Here is a 17,794-nt window from a genome sequence, read left to right as displayed (position 1 = left end):
AAATTCACTAAATTAAACTAAAATCACTTAAATTTATACCAATAAGACAAAAAATAGACAATAGCAGTATCTTCTATGTAATCTAAAAACGCCTCACTAGTCATGGGGCGTTTTCTGCTATAGGCTATTACAACTATAACTATATATCCTATTATTGTAAATATTCATTTAAAAACATTAATTAGGTTAAAATTTTGATAATCTTTAAAATCAAGTAGCCCTGTGCTGGCTATAAAAATTTGTAGTTGAGAGAGTTCTCCGGTCAAGGTCAAATGGTCATATAGTTTCGGTGACAAAAAGCTATTAGTTGACCATTTCATTGGTAGATTTTGAATCAACCAACAATATTGAGATATATTATCCAATGTAATCTGTTTCAAATTTTCAATCAAATCATTAGTTTCATCATCCTTATGAGCTACAACAAAAAATAAATTAGGCTTATCTTTATAATGTGGTAGAACTCCCAATGTTATAGGATATTCTGAATTGTAAACTCTTGTTCCTAATGTTGCAAAATCAATAGATATTCTATCCAAAGGGAGAAATTTAACAAAGAAATCATCGCTAAAATTTCCTATTTCCCCCTCAGAATCAATATATTTCTCATAAATTTTTTTGAGATTTTCAAATCTAGGTAACTCATCATCAATTGGTAATAACGTCCTAATTTCTGCTGGGATATCTTTGATTTTGGCACTTAACTCTGTAATTACGGGGTTAGACAACATTTTTGATACTCTATCATCTTTAGAAAGTGTTAGCCCCTTTTCAAGCCATAGGTGATATATTAGACTTCTATATGAATATAGAAATACATACTCCTCAATAGAAGTTGACTTAACATCTGTTTCTATTCCTCTGAATAACTTTGCATCATGAGAATCTCCTTTATCCCCACAAAAACCTTTAAATACACCCGATTGATTTATAGAAGTCTCTTCAAAAAAGACTTCTTTCCCTTGACTTATACCCCTAGCGACATTCTGTGGCATCCAAGCGTACACATTGTTGTCCTCTGATAAAGTCTCCCCTAACAAAGCTCTTTGTACAACATGTGAATCAATCGGTTTATGTGTGCAATTCTTATAAAAGCAGGTTTCATTAATAAGATTTTCCTTGAATCGCTGAGATTCAATATTTGATAAAACTTTTTTAATTGTCTCATTATTATATTTATCCACCTTATATCCTCCATCATGTATAGGTAGTTTCATCTCTCTATTTTATTTCTTTCATCGAGATAATCTCTTTTTGCTCAAACTGATAATATTTGGATATTTATTATTCAATTCATCAAGATAACCTTCTTCTAAATTACATAATTTCTCAATTAAAAAATTCGGCAACAATTTATTATATACTCTATAAATATCAGCAGATATATCCATCACAATTCTATTTTCAACTAATAATTCTACAGATTGTTTTAAAGATAGAGGGTTGCTAATCAATTTCGTTGAATCTAAAGGCTCATTTTTTCTCCAGCCTCTATAACTAAGTTTTTTATACAAGTTTGTATACTCATTAGAATCTATGATATTCAATGACTTCGAACGCATTATCATCATACTAATTGAAACTTGCCAAATTCTCTTTAGGTGCCTATAATATTCTATATCATTTTCATGACCAATAATAGAATGTTTAAATGAACTCTTTGGCAGTAAGAACTCTGCCGCAAACTCATTTGCTTCGTCTTCTATCTGCTTATACTCAACTGCCCCCATTTCTTGAGGGGACTTACAATTTTCATGCATTAACCAATGTCCTAATTCATGGGCTAAACTAAACTGCTGACGATAGAATGAATAATCTATCCCTTCTAACATAACAACATAATACTCATTATTATTCACTTTAACAGCTGAACCAAAGGCGTCAACTTTATCACTTTGAGTATCTATTCTAGAAATAACAAACCCTTTTTCTTCCATCAACAGCGACAAGTTATCAATTGGTCTATCTCCCAGTTTCCACTTCTCCCTTATGTAACTTGCGTATTCTTGCGGAGTAAAATCTAAACCAGAAAGTTCCCAGTCAAGATTTGGAAAATCAATAAACTTTCCCAAATAATCTCTTATTAATGCCACATAGTTTTTATTTATTTCTGCTGGCATTTTTTCTGTTTGAGTCGCTGTATAGCGACTTCTAAAAAATGTTCCTGTAGAACTTAAACTAAAATTATCATTCCCAAAAAAGAAATCTCTCGGAAACTGTAATTCCTTTTCCAAAATTTCTAATGATTCTTCACTAGGCGTCGCTCTCCCTTTTTCATATTTAGAAACCATTTGTTTTGAAACATTTAAAAACTCTGCAATCTGAGTAATACTCTTTTTGTTAAAAAGCCTTGCTTCTTTTAAACGTTCACCATTAAAACTAATTTGAAGCATGATTTACTCCTATTTTATATAAAATATCATAATTTACTATTCTCTTCCTTTTTTTCAACAGGAAGACTAACATGTTTCTGTGACTCCAATTGTTTCTGTATACCAGATTTCAATGCTACAAGAGGTTTTTCTGGAGTATTTTCACGTCCATCTTCTTCAAGTTTTGTAAAATCAAATTCTGTAATATTCTCTGCATCAATAAATTCACAAAAGGCATTTACTTGATTAACAGTCACTTCTTTAGTTTTTTTATCAAAGGTAACAACTCTAATCTCATCAATAAAATTATAGTGGTCTCCCAATAATTTCTTCGATTGCTCAATTTGTGAATTACTCAACTCATCATCATCTAAATCGTTAAATAACTCAATTGATAGCTTACCTTCTTCTTTCCCATTTAAATGAGAATTTTTCGAACGTGCTATACAGGTAAGATAGTGATGCTTTTCATATTTTTTAATGACATCTTCAAACCTTTTCTTCATCATAAAAATATATAGGATGCCCTCAATAATTACTCCTCTTGCTGTCCATAGAGCCCCCATATCCATAGTGGGTGATGTTAAATCATTTGCTTTTGCAGTATTTACAATATCACGATAAATAAAATCCCAATTTAAAATTGGTAGACTATTTTTAGTTTCAAACTCATTATCAGAAAATATTTTCTCAATATCTCTCTTGTGATTTATTGAAAATACTTGAGCAAATTTAAAAATTTGTGGTGGCAAATTGTTCATAATATACTCCTTTGGATTTTATAGTCTTATTTTAAGATTATTTGCCAAAAAAGTCAACCTTTGTCGTTTTTGGGGTGTTATTTTTCATCCTCCATATCCCTCAATGCATACTCACATGCTTGAATCACGAAACTTGAAAAAGTTACATCTTTGTTTTGAATTGCTTTTTCTATTTCTTCAATAAGTGGTACTGGAAAACGAATTGTTTTATTTTCTGTTTCTTTGCGATTTGATTTTAGTTGAAATGCCATATCTTTTCTCCTCTTTTTATTTTTAGGATATAGCATTTTGTACACTAAATATGCATTGCATTCTGCATTGCAAAGTTAGTGTTATTACGTTATAATGTAATAAAAGTTAAAATATAGGAGCCCAGATGGATATTGCCAATTCATTAAGAAGGTATTTAATATTAAAAAATAATCTAATCCCCTCAACACAAAATAGAATAAAAGAACTTGGAAGAGAAATTTTTCAAGCTGAGGTTACCCTAAATGCTATTTCAGATGAAAAAGTATTTCTTGAGGACTTTAAATGGGATATTCGCACTAGAGGATTTACTATTTTCAATCTGTTTCACCTACCGTCCCTGATTGCGTTTATAATCTTTCTAATAGTTGTATTACTAGCCTTAGCAGGAGTTGCCATTATTGGTGTCATTATAGAAACGATTATCCGAACTTTTATACTTTTCCAAGATTTTGAGTTTGAGGATACATTCTTCTATATCCCAATAAAAGCGGTTGAAGACTTTATTTATTATCCACCTTCAATTCCTGTTCCGATTGTGGTTGGGCTTTTGATAGTCTGGGTTTTATATAGTATCAGACAGGTTCAAAAAAATAAAATCTACTATGAAAATGTTGTCATTCCAGAGAATCGAAAGAAAAACGCTCTCGTCCCTGGAAAGCGTAGAAAACAACAATTAGTGGTAGATAATCTAAAAAATACCTTGAAATCCACTGAAACTCAACTTCTGAACCATCAAAATGAAATGATGAATATTATGAATACTATATCCATTCCCAACCAGTATTGGACTAACGATGAAGTCATAAATTTCCTCATACAAAAATTAGAATATGGGCAAGCGAAGACCATCGGAAAAGCCTTGAATCTTTGGGATATAGAAGTATCAACTAGAAGGGTTGAGCAGGCATCGAAAGCTGTCATAAAAGAGACAAGAGAATCAGAAGCTCGTCTGGCTAGGCAACGTGCAGAACATCACGCACAAGAGCAACGTAACGCTAGAGACAATATTGAGGCTCAAAATAAAGTCGCTGAAGAGTTAAAACGATTTAATGATGATATTGCTAGGAAAAACCGTTGGTTATAAAAAAGGAGACACACTATGAACAAAAAGAAAATTTTAGTAAGCGTGACACTATTGGCATCTACAGTACTCTTATTTGCTTGTCAGAGTAATGAAAGTACCACAAAATCCTCTGAAAAGATTGTTGAAACATCATCTTCTTCAAAGGATGCAATCTCCGAGGAACAAAGAAATAAGTGGTTGAAGGAGTTTTATGAAGAAGTAGCTGAGACTGATGGTTCTAACTACCATAATGAGATTGAAGAACGTAGTCAAAAAGCATGGAATGAGAATCAAACCAACATCTTCAACGGACAGGCTAGCATAAATGTTACTAATGACTACCTTCCTTCTGAATTGACAAAGCTAAATGTCACGATTGACGGTTATGATGAAGCAACTAGACGATTGAAAGTTACTGTTATTAACAACTATGATGAAACACTGATTGGAACAACAACCAATTCAAACAATAACAACTTGTACGGGACATATTTCACCCTATATGGCTACACCACATTGTCAGGACGTTCTGAGAGGGTTAAAATCGCTCAGATTGCTCTTGCTAGTAATTTACCAGCTGGGGAGTCTATTCAACTAGAAATTCTTCCATTGGCTCTTGCAAATCGCCAAACTGATTATGCTAAAAAAATGCAAAATAGTGAGCTAGATTCTAAATACTACCTACTATCAAGCGATTACGGAAATTCTTTATGGGATATTACTAAAGACCAATTAATGGGAGAAGAGATTATTTCAGAACAAATAGTATTATCTAGCCTTGCGAATATCTACATCGTACCCAAGCTAGTATTTGAAACTTACCCATCTACAGCTCCAAGTGATTTAGAGCTAGAAAATCTAATTTCAAACAATTAAAGAAAAGAGCAGACTGATGAACATAAAGAAACTAATATTGCCCCTACTCACTCTAACGCTGACAATTGTCCTTTGTGCTTGTGGTAATCAATCGAATGCCAATGATAGTCAGTTATCAGGAACATATTCATACGAAAAAGGCGGTATTGATGGTTCTGAAATGGGATTTGAAGACGAAGAATTAACATTGCATTACGAACTAAAAGTAAGTGGTGATGAAAACATACTTAATATCAATCTCCTTTCAGAGAGAGGCAATAATGTGAAGTACCTCTATTCCGAGAAAGTAACTATTGATACAGACAAACAGATTATCAGTGATAGCAATGGAACGGAGCTGAAATACTCAGTTTCAGGAGATTCTGTAACAATACCTGATTTAGCAGGAGATACAGGGGATACTGTAACTTTAACAAAAGAGTAGAAAAAGATGAGCAATTTGACAGCTCATCTTTTTTATTTTTAATAAAACATTTATAAAAATATCACGCAAAATAAATATTCTTAGTTGCCTCTTCCATCTAATTCGCTTTCCTCAAATCGTCTGATTAAATGATAGAAACACATTTGTTTCGACATATTATACTTTATCATTCCTCTATCGCCTTCAAATTTTAGTAATTTGTTTAGCTTATGCAAGTGTGACATCGTTGGAAAATCTTTCCCCCTTTTCCAATTGGAGATTTGTACAGCATCGATATCAATATTTTGAGCAAGCCAAGCAGGAATAGAGATTTTGTTAGTCTTATTTCTTGATGGTATATAATTGATAAATTTTCTTGCATTAAGTTTCAGTTTTTCTAAATTAGTTGGTGAATAACAGGGGATAAAATCATAGTCTGAATAATTTTCTACAGATGTATTTACAAGTATGTCAAGAACTAATATAAAGTTATTGAAATTATTAATAAACCTGTCACGATATTGTACAGCAATAGTTTTCGTAAAATCTTGATATTCGGGCACATAAAATGTATTACTTCCTATTGTGACATCTAAATTACCATCATTAACCAAGTCACTGTAGAATGATTGGATTTTTTTATTTTCAAAAAAGGGAGCATTATTTACAGGTAGACGAGCTCTATCACTAAATTCATTTAGGAACTCTTGCATGTCTTGAATTTTAGCTTCCTGAATAATTTTACGGGGATTCAAATTAACCAATCTTTCATAGCATAAATTTTCCAATGAATTTAGTAGATGAAATAGCTCATTGTTTTTGTTTGTATATAGTGCTTGTGAAAGCAAGAGAATAAAGTCTAATAGTCCACGAGTTTCTTTATATTTTGGGGTCGTTGCCCCATTCCTCCACTTTGAAAGATTTTTTTCATGCACTTGAATAATTTGTGCAATATCCCTTGCAGTTATATCGTATTGTGAGCTTAATAAGTAAAGGAGTGTATCTAACTGACTAGAAAATTCACTTGGTTCTCTATATTTTTTTGTATTCATGGGGCTAGTATACCATAGAACAATGTGCAAAAAAAGCAGTACATTATTGCTAATTGACGATTCGCTTTTTGATTTTGGATACCTATTTTATTCTCGTTTAACAATGTATAGAATGTAATCATACAAGAAAGTTTCTTGTATCTATCAATGTGCACAGACGATAGCAAAATAAAAATAGGAGGAGGATTAATATGCTCTTATTTCCAACAGATGGTCTGCCTGAAGAACTTTTGGGAAAATATATTTTGTTCGATATGGACGAAACTAAAAAAAGTCGCGGTGGGATTGAAATAAAGCTAGATGATAACTATCAAGTTGTTGGTTATTCTAACGAGAATCACGCACCTATATTTGTCGGCATTGTAGTCGGCGAAAATAAAAATACTTTACGCGTTGCTAGCACAAACACAAGACTCGATTCATTTTTGAGTGAGTATGTTTCAAAAAAAGACAAACTGATAAAAGAAATTGCTTCTCTTGAGTCTGAGCTTGAAGAAAAAGTTGATTTGAAAGACAGTGAGATTTTCAATTTAGATATTGAAATTGACGAGCTAAAAAATAAACTTGAAGAACTACAGCAAACATACAAAAAACGTAAAAAATTAGTTGATGCTGAACTTCGAAAAAATTTTTTCAGCTGGATTGACAGCAACTTGGTTCTTAGAATCTTGTATTCGCTTTATGAAAACTTCTCATAAGTTGAATTTTCTTCAGATTTAATCAGTTAATTTTATAAAATTGAAAAAGCTGACATGAACTAATGCGCAGTTTGAAGAAAGCATAGATTGTGAAGCGAATGAATCTGCTTTGCAGATAGCATTATGCATCAAGTCTGAACGGTTGTGAAGACGCAGAAAGTAATGCGTCAGAATGAGTGTAACAATCTATGCTTTCTAGAACTCGCATTATCAATCAGCGACAGTTTCAATTTTATAATTACGATTAAACGAAGTATTCAACTTATGACATTTTCTTAGCGTACAAGATTTAAAAACCTGCTAAAATACAGCTAAAATTTTAACTGTTCAGCAACTAATTTTACAACTTTGTATTTAGATGTTTCTTTTGATTTTTTTATCGTCAAGAAAATCTAAATGTTATCTACAGTTGAAAATCTACTTTTACTCTCATCAGGAGAAACAGTCTTTTCAGTTTATCTAATTGAAAAAACAAACAAATAAAGAAAGAGGAATAATATTATGACGCAGACAAAAGAAATCATAACAGTAACTGGTATTAGTAATAAAGAAGAAAAAAAGGATGGGTGGGTATCTTGTCTTAAAACCAATGCGCCATCCTGGAAAACATTACTTTTGCCGTTTAATAAAGAAGTTTTTACCTCTGTTTTTACCAAACTTGGTATTTATGAAGTAGCACTTATTGATACCTCTGGCTTCGGAGAGCGACCTAAATACGAAATCGCAGAAGCTAGACTAATCGTATCATTTGACGAAATACTTAAAACTTACAAATAAGTTATTACTTCTAACCAGTACAAGCTAGAAAACAACCATGGGTTGGACAATAGGTTGAACTGGTTAGAAGTCCACCTGCGGTAGGCAAGCCATTACTCATCTGGGTAATGTAATAACCCAGATTCCAGAAACAAGTATTGTATTACAGGAGAACAAATTAATGACGAACGATATACTTCAAAACATAGATTTTACCAGCAGACATATTCATGTTGACGTAGATGAGCTAACCATAGTAATTCAACCAAATGAAGAGACTATTGGTGAGTACCCAGGCCACTGGAGTCAAATTGCTAACGAACTTTCTGCAATCATTGCAGAAAAAATTTCCCTTCTGTCACTGTTTGGAACAATGACCAAAGAACAGATTTCGCCACAAGGATACACCACTTCATACAGTTTTGAAAACATGCCCTATTTTTTAAGAATTGCTTTTCATGAAGGCCATTTTAAAATGGGAATCATTATTAAGTTCTCTGCATCCGCCCTGAGCTTGTATCAACAAGCCTATGAACATTTCTATGGAAAACCCATCGGAGTCTATGAGATACTCAAAAAGTTAGACGAACCCTATTGGAATATGCATTTAAGTAGAATTGACTTTTGTGCAGACTATTTCAACTTTCCTTTATCTGTCAGTGATATTTACAATAATCTAAAAAGTGAGAAGTTCGAGATTATCAATTACAAAGGAAATCGTAACCATACAAAGATGTCGGCACTCGAAATAGATACAGAAGCTAAAACAATAACAATTGGGTCACGTAAAAAAGGTTCAAATAGTTTTCTAAAAATTTATGATAAACTCACTGAACAATTAGAAAATATCGGTAGGTATGCTCAGCTCGCTCAGCAATTTCAATCTTGGGTTCGATTTGAAGTTACCTTTAGAGGACAATACGCAAAGCAACTGACTAAGCTAATTCTTTCACTCCCTTCACGTGATATGCTTCAACAATTTATTGCCAATAAAATTGTTGAAAAATATTGCTTGATTGATATGGAGACCAGACAGCTAACAGAATATAGTGAAGCATTGCTTAGCTTTTCCACTATTGCTCCTCCCTTAGTAGCGACTAGCCCTAGAAATAATCAATTAATGCAAAGTATACACTATACATTAAAAGGTAGTGGCTTCTTTCCAATGTTAGAAAAGGTCAAGAAAATATGGGGTATCCCAGCTGTAACAATACTTCTAAAAAGGTTATTGTTCGAATATGAGTACAATTATAAACCCAATGAAGATGTTAATATTTGGTTAAAGAAAAATGCCCCTGAACTACAAGTTCTAGAATTTGAAACTTACCTTGATAGTATCATTGAAATTTTTTATATAAAAAACGCTCCTTCTTCCCCAAAATCCGCCAAGAAGTCAGGAAGAAAGAACGCTGAATGATTGTGAAGATAAGGCAAGCTTATCTCTTGCCTATTATCTCACATATTTTATTTGAAAGAAAGTATGAGAGGCATAAAAATGATTAGCATTGTAAATAAAGATGATGTCATGAAACTAACTGGATTTTCTGATTCTCAAGCAAAAAAACTCATTAGGGAAGCAAAAGCAAGACTTGTTTCTGAAGGTTTTTCTTGGTACAAGAACAAACGTATCGGACGAGTCCCAATCAAGACTATTGAAGACATTCTAGGTTTTGAGTTATCTCCAAAACATGATATAATTACTAACGTACGAGAAGATACTGCTCTTGAAAAAGGAGTTTCAAATGGCAGTAACTAGACAACAAAATAAAAAATGGAAGGTGGATATTAGTGACGGTTATGATGCTGTAACTGGCGAACAAAAACGTCACAGAAAAACAGATTTTAAAACACGTAAAGAAGCTGAACGATATGAGGCAGATTATCGTATCAATAAGCTACATCAAGTCAGACATAAAGATAAAGTTTCTGTTTCCTATCTCTACTCGCTCGTTCAAGAAGAAGATGAACTTCGAGGCAATAAACGAGGGACAATAGATAGTCAAGAGTCTTACTATCGAGTATACATGTCCAAATACTTCAAAAATGCGGACATGCGAGCTGTTTCCGTAACGGACATCAAAGAATATAGAAATTGGCTTAAAAGCCAACCTAGTGTAAAAGGCGGGACTCTAACCAATTCTCATGTTAATCAGCAAATGATTTTTGTCCATAAAATGTTTGATGTTGCAATTGCCAATCGTATTCGACAAGATAATCCTTGTAATGGATTGAGACGATTGCCACAGCAACATAAAGAAATGGCATACTATACACCTGACCAGTTCAAACAGTTTGATTCACTTTTTGAAGAGCATGAATACCCTTTTCAACTCTTGTATCGTGTACTAATGTATACTGGCATGCGTATTGGCGAAGCATTGGCTTTAACTTGGCAACATGTCAACCTTGAAGAAAGTTATATTGATGTTAAATACTCTGCTTATTATCGCAAAGGTCAAGTCCATATCGGTACAGTTAAAACCACACAATCCAATCGTCGGATTTATATCCATCGTGCCTTCGTGGAAGAATTGAAACACTGGAAAGAGAAACAACACAAGCTACTAAATGAATTTACTGATAATCCAAGTAGCCTGCAACTCTTTCAATCAACTCCAGAGGTATTGACTGGTCCAAATGTTTCAAATTTTCGGGTTCTTCTTAAAAAAAGAATGCCCCAAAATTTAAAACTTATTCGCAACCATGATTTTAGGCATTCTCATGCTGCCTTCTTAGTTTCCCAAGGTTTACGAAATGGAGAGGGTAAAGACTACATTTTCTTTACTTTGATGAAACGATTAGGACATAGCTCTATTAACACTACAATAAATGTCTATTCACATTTATTCCCAACTCAACAAAAAGAAATCGCCTCTGCCTTTGAAAATTTTTAACAATAAGGCAAAATAAGGCAACGAAAACTTAACCAGAGGGTCTAAACCATTGGTACGAAAGGAATCTTAAAAATCTTATGATGAACATGCAAAACCTGATGAAACAGGCACAAAAAATGCAAAAGCAAATGGAGAAAAGTCAGGCTGATTTGGCAAGCAAGACCTTTGTCGGACGCTCTTCCCAAGATTTGGTCAGCGTGTCTGTTATGGGAGATAAAAAGGTTATCGGCATCCAGTTTAAAGAGATGATCGTTGACCCAGACGATATCGAAACACTTGAAGCCATGACCATCCAAGCCCTCAACGATGCCATGAGCCAAATCGACGAAGAAACCAAAAAGACCCTCGGCGCTTTTGCTGGAAAATTACCGTTTTAATCGTTTTAATTAAGGAGAACAAACATGGCACAAACCCTACTACACGCTTGCTACCGGGTCAAGAATCTTGAAGCAACGCTTAAATTTTACACAGAATTATTTGACTTCACCATCAACCGTGAGCGTCGCTTCCCAGAACATGGTTTTGATTTGGTTTACCTAACCGTTCCTGGAAATCCCGATTTTGAATTGGAATTGACCTACAACTATGATAGCGATGGCTATACCATCGGAGATGGTTTTAGTCATTTGGCACTTGGAGTGGATGACCTTGAAGCGACTTATGAAAAGTGCAAGGCTTCTGGCTATGAGATGACGGAGCTAAAGGGACTGCCTGGGCAACCGCCAAAATACTTCTTCATCACTGACCCAGACGGCTACCGCCTTGAGGTCATGAGAAATCCAGAATAAAACAGTGAGGCTGAGGACTTTTGTCCCCAGCCTCTTTTTATGTCTAAAAATTCATTTAAAACGCATTTTTTCTAATCTCTTCTCGGTAGGTCAAAAAGTCTTGCTTGACCGCTTCTTGGGTGGTTTGGTCATGCACTTGCGTCAGACCATAGCCCATGAAATAAGGCGAGACAATAAAACGCGGGACAACCTTACAAATCAGACCTTCTCCTCTTGGATAGAAAAAGAGATTGTAAGACTCACAAATGCCACCCAGATACTGATTCATGATAAAATCAATGACTTCCTTGACCCCATCTGCCAGCAAATCTAGCTGGTCTAGACGCTCAATCTGAACATTAAACTCGGCAAAGCCCACCAAGGGATGGCTGGATAAGGTGATAAGGGCGGTATCTGTCGATGTTTCTAAGAAGGTCAACCCCTCAAAATGACGGTCTGTCAAATCCGTATAAGCCTCTTCTTTTTCCAAACCAACCAGCTGCATGTGAGGATGGCGCAGGCTCCCACCAGATAAGGGACCAAAATTTTTAAACCAGATGACACTTTGATAACGCCCTGTTCCCACTAGCCCTTGATAACAAGACCAAGTATAGGCAAAGAGCGCTCGGTTATAAGCATAAGAGTAGGTCGGCATATCGCCCAAATGCTCTTTTGACTCGATGATCAACGTCTGATAGGTATCCTCTAGGGTGGGGTATTTATTTTCCAAAAACATAAAATCCGCCGTCTCATCTAGGATAGCCCCCAGCTCCTCACGATGACAAAAAGGGCAACGGTCTTGATTGGTCGGTTTATGCTTGGCAATAGCAATCTTAAACACAAGTGGCTCTCGCATGTGGTTTTCCTCTAGTCAAATAATCCTTCTAATCCAAGGGCTGCAAAAGGATTATTAGTGCTACTTTCTTGCTCCTTTAACAAATCCTTGTTGCGGTCAAACTCCTTAAAGGCTTCATAGACACGCGCCGTCATTCTGGCATCTTCTAAACTATCATGACCTTTCCCTTTGATGCCAAGCGTTTCTGCCACCGTTTGGAGCCTAAGATTGACAATGCCGTTGAGATCCGTGCTACGACGCTCCTTAGCCTCCTCATAAACATCAATAGCGTACTGCGCATACAAATCCAGACCATTGTCCTTTAGGATAGGAAGGTCGCTTTTTGCTGCGTTGTAACCAATGAGTGGGCTTTCACCCACAAAGGCTGCAAAATCAGCCAAGACCTCCTCTTTTTGAGGCGCGTGAGCAACCTTTTCCTTGGTAATGCCTGTTAGGCCATTGATAAAACTCTGCAAGGGCACATCGGTGTAAACATAAGAGTCAAACTGCTCTACTTCCACCCCATCGCTAAAGCGAACAGCAGATAACTGGATGAGGTGGGAAACCCCATCTACCGTGTTAAATTCTAAATCAAAAGCCACATACTGTTCTTCTTTTTTCATCGTGACTGTCCTCTCCTAAAACATAAAAACTCTCTTTGAAAGTTGAGGGGCTAACACCATTCAACATCCAAAAAGAGTTTAGCGACCAAATAACCGTGCAAAAAAGCCTTTTTGCTGCGCTTCTTTGACCTTGGCTTCGACCTCTGCTTCGACTTTGGCTTGAATCTCAGCCACAGCATCCTTTGCTTCATTCAACTCTAATTTCAAGGTTTCCTTATCTGCCATGGCTTTGGCGGTGAGTTGTTGTTGCTGGTCTAGTTGCTTATCTTTTTCAGCGATTTGCACATCCTTGATGCGAATCTGCTCATCTTTTCGCTCAATCTGACCATCCTTAGCTCTTAGCTGTTCATAAAGGCGCTTGATTTCTTCATTTTTTTCCGCTAGAAGAAGCTCCAAAACCTCTTGATTGTTCTGGTTGTCTGATGTTTCTTCCTCTTCAAGGATGGTCTTATGATAAATCTTTTCTAGTTTTTCAAGGCCAGTTCTTGTGACGACTGTGACCCCTTTTTCATTTTTTTCAATATCTTCTTCTGGAAGGTTTTTGACGCGATTATTGACCGCCTGACGGCTGACCCCAAGGATCTCGGCCAACTCACTAACCGTTTTTGCTACTCCCATTTTATTGCCTCTTTTTTTCAGATTACTTCCCTTTTATACTACCACACCAAGCCTTTTATGTCAATGATTCCAAGTTAATAGCCAAGTCCTTGTCTTTGTGTTACAATAAGGCTATGATAGATTTTGATACCATTATAATCGGCGGAGGGCCTAGTGGCATGATGGCTACGATTGCGTCTTGCTTTTATGGCAAAAAGACCCTCTTGCTTGAAAAAAATAAGCGACTCGGCAAAAAATTAGCCGGAACAGGCGGTGGGCGCTGCAACGTGACCAATAACGGGACACTTGAGGATTTGCTTGAAGGCATTCCTGGCAATGGCCGCTTTTTATACAGCGTTTTTTCCCAGTTTGACAACCACGATATTATCGCCTTTTTTGAGGACAACGGCTGCCCGCTCAAGGTCGAAGACCACGGACGTATGTTTCCCGTGACGGATAAGTCAAGGACCATTATTGACTGCTTGAGCCATAAGATTACAGAACTAGGTGGGCAGATCAAAACCCAGACCGAAGTGGTCTCTGTCAAAAAAGAGGGAGAAACCTTTTTGGTCAAAACTAGCGAACACACCTACACCAGCAGGCAAGTCGTGGTCACAACAGGTGGCAAGACCTATCCCTCAACAGGGTCGACTGGTTTTGGGCATGACATCGCTCGCCACTTCAAGCTGCATGTGACCGACCTAGAACCCGCAGAAAGCCCACTATTAACAGACTTTCCTCATAAGCGACTGCAAGGCATTTCCCTAGATGAGGTGACTCTGAGCTACGGCAAGCACCAGATTACCCATGACCTGCTCTTTACCCATTTTGGGCTTTCTGGACCGGCTGCGCTTCGTCTATCCACCTTTGTCAGTGGCGGTGAAACCTTACTTCTAGACTTTCTCCCCACAATCAGCAAGGAAGAACTCTTAGCATTGCTGGAACAAGAACGCGAAAAAGCAGTCAAAAATATCCTCAAAATGCTCCTGCCTGAACGAGTCGCTGAGTTTTTAGCCAGTGACTTCCCAGAAAAAGGCAAACAGCTCAGTCAAAAGGAAAAAGAAGAGCTGGTAAAAAAGATAAAGAGCCTTCCCATCCTCATCACTGGCAAGATGTCCCTCGCCAAATCCTTTGTTACCAAAGGCGGTGTAGATTTAAAAGAAATCAACCCTAAAACCCTTGAGAGCAAGAAAATCCCAGGCCTTTACTTTGCAGGGGAGGTCATGGATATCAATGCCCATACAGGTGGCTTTAATATCACCGCAGCCCTCTGCACCGGTTGGGTGGCAGGAAGTCAGATTTTATACGGATAGACAGCACAAAAGAGGTCACAAATGACCTCTTTTGGTTTTCCTCTAGTCTAGTCCCCCAAACCCTCAAACGCCAGACTGGGTTTGGCATTGAGGCTGAGGTCAGCTGTTTGTCCTTCCTTGAGGGCGACGTGGGCAGCATAGGCAATCATGCCAGCATTGTCACCACAAAGGCGCAAGGGCGGCAAAATCACGTCAACATCTGAAATTTCAGCAGCTAAACGTTCACGCAATCCCTTATTGGCAGCCACTCCACCTGCTACGACCAGCGTTTTCACCGGATAGCGCTCCAAGGCTTTCTTGGTCTTGGCAATCAAAACATCAAGGACAGCTGCTTGAAAGGAAGCACACAAATCAGGAACAGACAAGGCTTCTCCTCTTTGTTCAGCGTTGTGGTAGGTATTGATAAAAGCAGACTTGAGACCAGAAAATGAAAAATCCAAATGATCTTCTTTGATCATGGCTCTTGGGAAATCAAAGCGATCCACTCCTTGATGAGCCAGCTCATCGATTTCCTTTCCAGCTGGGTAAGACAAGCCCATGACACGACCAACCTTATCGTAGGCTTCACCTACCGCATCATCTCTGGTTTCACCCACAATATGGTAGTCCCCCTCTTTTTTCACATAGACCAATTCGGTATGCCCCCCGCTAGCTAAAAGGGCAAGGAGGGGATAGGTCAAAGGCTTGACCTCACGCGCCGCCATCAAGTGACCTGCCATGTGGTTGATAGCAAGAAGAGGCAAGTGATTAGCCCAAGCAAAGGCCTTAGCAGCAGCAAGCCCAACCAACAGCGCCCCCACAAGACCTGGCCCATAGGTCACCGCAACAGCGGATAAATCTTTTGGAGTCACCCCTGCTTCACGCAGGGCATCCTCAATACAAAGGGTGATAACCTCAACATGGTGACGACTGGCCACTTCTGGTACGACCCCGCCAAACCGCTTGTGACTCTCCACTTGACTGGCGATAATATTGCTGAGTAATTGATTATTTTTTAAGATGGCCACACTGGTTTCATCACAAGAGGACTCGATGGCCAAAATCACTTCATCCGTCATTTATTTCTTCCTTTCTGGTTGATAAGTCAAAAGAAGCGCATCTTCGATGGGGTTATGATAGTAGTTGAGGCGTTTGCCGACGATTTCAAAGCCTAGAGAAGTATAGAGCTTTTGCGCAGGCTGGTTTGAGGCTCTAACTTCTAAAAAAACGGTTTCTTCTTTCAAATGTTCCGACAACAAACGCCTTGCAATCCCTCGTCTTTGATAGGCAGGGTGAACCGCTAGTTGGGTGACTTCCCACTCTCCTGAAAGATCCTCCAGCACCAAAAGACCGACCAGCTCCCCCTCATCATAAGCCAAATGATACTGGCCCTTATCTTGACGAATCTGCTCTTTGGTCCAAGGAGACCGGCCATAAACCGCTTCCAAAAGGGTAAAAATAGCTTCTACTGGCGTCATTCTTAGACCCTCTTAATATAGTCATGAGAGCTTTCTTCATGTTCCTTGAGCCAATTTTCCTCGGCTTCAACTTTCTTGAGATAGCGTGGTAAAAAGGCATGAACATTAGTCGGTTCCAGATGTAAACCAACTCGCCCTAAAAAGCTAGCAGACGGTAGGCTAGAAAGAACCTTGGCCTGCGGCAAACGTGCCTCAATCTCTTCTTTAAATGCTGCGACTTCGCCCACAAAGGTCACTTGTGGGTAGCCCTCAGCCAGATCTAGCACCTCGTCTAGACTGCGATAAGCGTCTGGAACAAGAGCTGTTCCATCCTCATAAATCCCAGCATAGACGTGCTTTCGTCTGGCGTCAATCACTGGAATCTGGACACCCTTTTCCCCCTCTTGACAAAGAGCTAACAGACTGGACACCCCAACTAAGTCAATCCCCAAGGTATAGGCTAGGGTTTTAGCGGTAGCAACTGCCATGCGAAGCCCAGTATAAGAACCTGGCCCTTCTGCCACGACAATGCGGTCCAAATCGCTGGGTGCAAGTCCCACCTGCTGCATCAAAAAATCGATGGTTGGCATGAGGCTAACACTGTGGTTTTGCTTCACGGTTAAAAGGGTTTCCCCTAGAAGGCACTCGTCTTCTAAAATGGCGACAGACAAGGCTCTGCTTGATGTATCAAAGGCTAAAACTTTCATCTTTCACATTCCCTTACTTGATTCTACTTCTTATTTTATGATATAATGAAAATAATTGCAACGAATCAAAGTCAAGTGAGAGATTTGCTTAAAAAACAGTCAAAAGACTCTTAGCCAAGCTCCACCATCAATTACAAAAGCATGCAGAAAGGAAACTTATGATTTATAAAGTATTTTACCAAGAAAACAAAGACAGAAGCCCTCGCAGGGAGCAAACCAAGGTGCTCTACCTTGATATCGATGCCAAAAGCGAACTCGAAGGGCGTATCATCGCTAGAGAAAAAGTAGAAGAAAAGACCAACTACAATATTGAGTACATCGAACGCCTCTCAGACAAGATGCTCGACTACGAAAAAGAAACTGGAGTCTTCCAGTTAACGGAGTTATAA

The 17,794-nt window shown here is 37.6% G+C and carries 23 protein-coding genes; 12 read left to right on the top strand and 11 right to left on the bottom strand.

Annotated elements, in window-relative coordinates; genetic code table 11:
* Positions 1–164: 164 nt before the first annotated feature.
* The 4 genes from ACZ49W_RS01375 to ACZ49W_RS01360 form a co-directional block, all read right to left on the bottom strand.
* Positions 165–1,184 carry a hypothetical protein gene (locus ACZ49W_RS01375; RefSeq protein WP_464813558.1) on the bottom strand — a complete coding sequence of 340 codons (1,020 nt, stop codon included), beginning with the start codon at positions 1,182–1,184 and terminating at the stop codon, positions 165–167.
* A 51-nt stretch (positions 1,185–1,235) separates the two neighbouring features.
* Positions 1,236–2,393 carry an XRE family transcriptional regulator gene (locus ACZ49W_RS01370; RefSeq protein WP_464813557.1) on the bottom strand — a complete coding sequence of 386 codons (1,158 nt, stop codon included), beginning with the start codon at positions 2,391–2,393 and terminating at the stop codon, positions 1,236–1,238.
* 26 nt (positions 2,394–2,419) lie between these two features.
* The gene (locus ACZ49W_RS01365) at positions 2,420–3,133 is read right to left on the bottom strand and encodes a DUF5986 family protein (RefSeq protein WP_464813556.1); all 714 of its coding nucleotides are present in this window, start codon (positions 3,131–3,133) and stop codon (positions 2,420–2,422) included.
* 77 nt (positions 3,134–3,210) lie between these two features.
* Positions 3,211–3,384 carry a YlcI/YnfO family protein gene (locus ACZ49W_RS01360; protein WP_421425910.1) on the bottom strand — a complete coding sequence of 58 codons (174 nt, stop codon included), beginning with the start codon at positions 3,382–3,384 and terminating at the stop codon, positions 3,211–3,213.
* 125 nt (positions 3,385–3,509) lie between these two features.
* Here ACZ49W_RS01360 and ACZ49W_RS01355 point away from each other — a divergent pair, with 125 nt between their 5' ends.
* Genes ACZ49W_RS01355 through ACZ49W_RS01345 form a run of 3 tightly spaced genes read left to right on the top strand, consistent with a single transcriptional unit; the run spans position 3,510 to position 5,748 of the window.
* Positions 3,510–4,469, top strand: a complete 960-nt coding sequence (locus ACZ49W_RS01355) for a hypothetical protein (RefSeq protein WP_464813555.1) — start codon at positions 3,510–3,512, stop codon at positions 4,467–4,469.
* 15 nt (positions 4,470–4,484) lie between these two features.
* Complete coding sequence (locus ACZ49W_RS01350) at positions 4,485–5,324, top strand: hypothetical protein (RefSeq protein WP_464813554.1); 840 nt, start codon at positions 4,485–4,487, stop codon at positions 5,322–5,324.
* Positions 5,325–5,340: 16 nt separating this feature from the next.
* Positions 5,341–5,748: a hypothetical protein gene (locus tag ACZ49W_RS01345; RefSeq protein WP_464813552.1), complete on the top strand. Its 408-nt coding sequence runs from the start codon at positions 5,341–5,343 to the stop codon at positions 5,746–5,748.
* 80 nt (positions 5,749–5,828) lie between these two features.
* Here ACZ49W_RS01345 and ACZ49W_RS01340 read toward each other — a convergent pair whose 3' ends face one another.
* Positions 5,829–6,779, bottom strand: coding sequence for a hypothetical protein (locus tag ACZ49W_RS01340; RefSeq protein ID WP_464813551.1), 951 nt, complete (start codon positions 6,777–6,779; stop codon positions 5,829–5,831).
* A gap of 191 nt (positions 6,780–6,970) precedes the next feature.
* Between ACZ49W_RS01340 and ACZ49W_RS01335 the strand changes: the two genes are divergently transcribed.
* The 7 genes from ACZ49W_RS01335 to gloA all read left to right on the top strand — a co-directional run bounded on the left by ACZ49W_RS01335 (position 6,971) and on the right by gloA (position 11,915).
* On the top strand, positions 6,971–7,477 hold the full coding sequence (locus ACZ49W_RS01335) for a coiled-coil domain-containing protein (RefSeq protein ID WP_464813549.1): 507 nt from the start codon (positions 6,971–6,973) through the stop codon (positions 7,475–7,477).
* Positions 7,478–7,978: 501 nt separating this feature from the next.
* Positions 7,979–8,254, top strand: coding sequence for a hypothetical protein (locus ACZ49W_RS01330; RefSeq protein WP_464813548.1), 276 nt, complete (start codon positions 7,979–7,981; stop codon positions 8,252–8,254).
* A gap of 160 nt (positions 8,255–8,414) precedes the next feature.
* Positions 8,415–9,650: a replication initiation factor domain-containing protein gene (locus ACZ49W_RS01325; RefSeq protein WP_464813547.1), complete on the top strand. Its 1,236-nt coding sequence runs from the start codon at positions 8,415–8,417 to the stop codon at positions 9,648–9,650.
* Positions 9,651–9,728: 78 nt separating this feature from the next.
* Entirely contained in the window at positions 9,729–9,989 is a 261-nt protein-coding gene (locus ACZ49W_RS01320) for a DUF3173 family protein (protein WP_024416832.1), read from the top strand.
* Positions 9,976–11,127 carry a site-specific integrase gene (locus tag ACZ49W_RS01315; protein ID WP_464813546.1) on the top strand — a complete coding sequence of 384 codons (1,152 nt, stop codon included), beginning with the start codon at positions 9,976–9,978 and terminating at the stop codon, positions 11,125–11,127. Before ACZ49W_RS01320 ends, ACZ49W_RS01315 begins: the two co-directional genes overlap by 14 nt.
* Before the next feature lie 77 nt (positions 11,128–11,204).
* The gene (locus tag ACZ49W_RS01310; protein WP_464813545.1) at positions 11,205–11,504 is read left to right on the top strand and encodes a YbaB/EbfC family nucleoid-associated protein; all 300 of its coding nucleotides are present in this window, start codon (positions 11,205–11,207) and stop codon (positions 11,502–11,504) included.
* Positions 11,505–11,528: 24 nt separating this feature from the next.
* Complete coding sequence (gloA, locus tag ACZ49W_RS01305) at positions 11,529–11,915, top strand: lactoylglutathione lyase (RefSeq protein WP_464813544.1); 387 nt, start codon at positions 11,529–11,531, stop codon at positions 11,913–11,915.
* 55 nt (positions 11,916–11,970) lie between these two features.
* Here gloA and ACZ49W_RS01300 read toward each other — a convergent pair whose 3' ends face one another.
* From ACZ49W_RS01300 to ACZ49W_RS01290, 3 genes are all read right to left on the bottom strand, one after another.
* Positions 11,971–12,750, bottom strand: a complete 780-nt coding sequence (locus ACZ49W_RS01300) for a DUF4931 domain-containing protein (RefSeq protein WP_464813543.1) — start codon at positions 12,748–12,750, stop codon at positions 11,971–11,973.
* Between the two features lie 11 nt (positions 12,751–12,761).
* A complete protein-coding gene (locus ACZ49W_RS01295) occupies positions 12,762–13,352 on the bottom strand; it encodes a 3'-5' exonuclease (protein WP_464813542.1) in 591 nt (196 codons plus the stop codon).
* 78 nt (positions 13,353–13,430) lie between these two features.
* Positions 13,431–13,970: a DUF536 domain-containing protein gene (locus ACZ49W_RS01290; RefSeq protein WP_464813540.1), complete on the bottom strand. Its 540-nt coding sequence runs from the start codon at positions 13,968–13,970 to the stop codon at positions 13,431–13,433.
* Positions 13,971–14,083: 113 nt separating this feature from the next.
* On the opposite strand from ACZ49W_RS01290, the gene aao reads away from it, so the two are divergent.
* On the top strand, positions 14,084–15,262 hold the full coding sequence (gene aao / locus ACZ49W_RS01285; protein ID WP_464813539.1) for an aminoacetone oxidase: 1,179 nt from the start codon (positions 14,084–14,086) through the stop codon (positions 15,260–15,262).
* Positions 15,263–15,309: 47 nt separating this feature from the next.
* On the opposite strand, the gene tsaD is transcribed toward aao, so the two are convergent.
* Genes tsaD through tsaB form a run of 3 tightly spaced genes read right to left on the bottom strand, consistent with a single transcriptional unit; the run spans position 15,310 to position 17,405 of the window.
* Entirely contained in the window at positions 15,310–16,320 is a 1,011-nt protein-coding gene (gene tsaD, locus ACZ49W_RS01280; protein WP_464813538.1) for a tRNA (adenosine(37)-N6)-threonylcarbamoyltransferase complex transferase subunit TsaD, read from the bottom strand.
* Positions 16,321–16,719 carry a ribosomal protein S18-alanine N-acetyltransferase gene (rimI, locus tag ACZ49W_RS01275; RefSeq protein WP_464813537.1) on the bottom strand — a complete coding sequence of 133 codons (399 nt, stop codon included), beginning with the start codon at positions 16,717–16,719 and terminating at the stop codon, positions 16,321–16,323. It lies immediately after the preceding gene.
* A 2-nt stretch (positions 16,720–16,721) separates the two neighbouring features.
* Positions 16,722–17,405, bottom strand: a complete 684-nt coding sequence (tsaB, locus tag ACZ49W_RS01270; RefSeq protein WP_464813536.1) for a tRNA (adenosine(37)-N6)-threonylcarbamoyltransferase complex dimerization subunit type 1 TsaB — start codon at positions 17,403–17,405, stop codon at positions 16,722–16,724.
* 158 nt (positions 17,406–17,563) lie between these two features.
* On the opposite strand from tsaB, the gene ACZ49W_RS01265 reads away from it, so the two are divergent.
* Positions 17,564–17,794: a DNA-dependent RNA polymerase subunit epsilon gene (locus ACZ49W_RS01265; protein ID WP_464813535.1), complete on the top strand. Its 231-nt coding sequence runs from the start codon at positions 17,564–17,566 to the stop codon at positions 17,792–17,794.

The sequence above is a fragment of the Streptococcus sp. STR1/CE/0325 genome (genome assembly GCF_055386095.1).
Note: the sequence above shows the minus strand (reverse complement) of the source record. Positions and strands in the feature narration are given on the sequence as shown.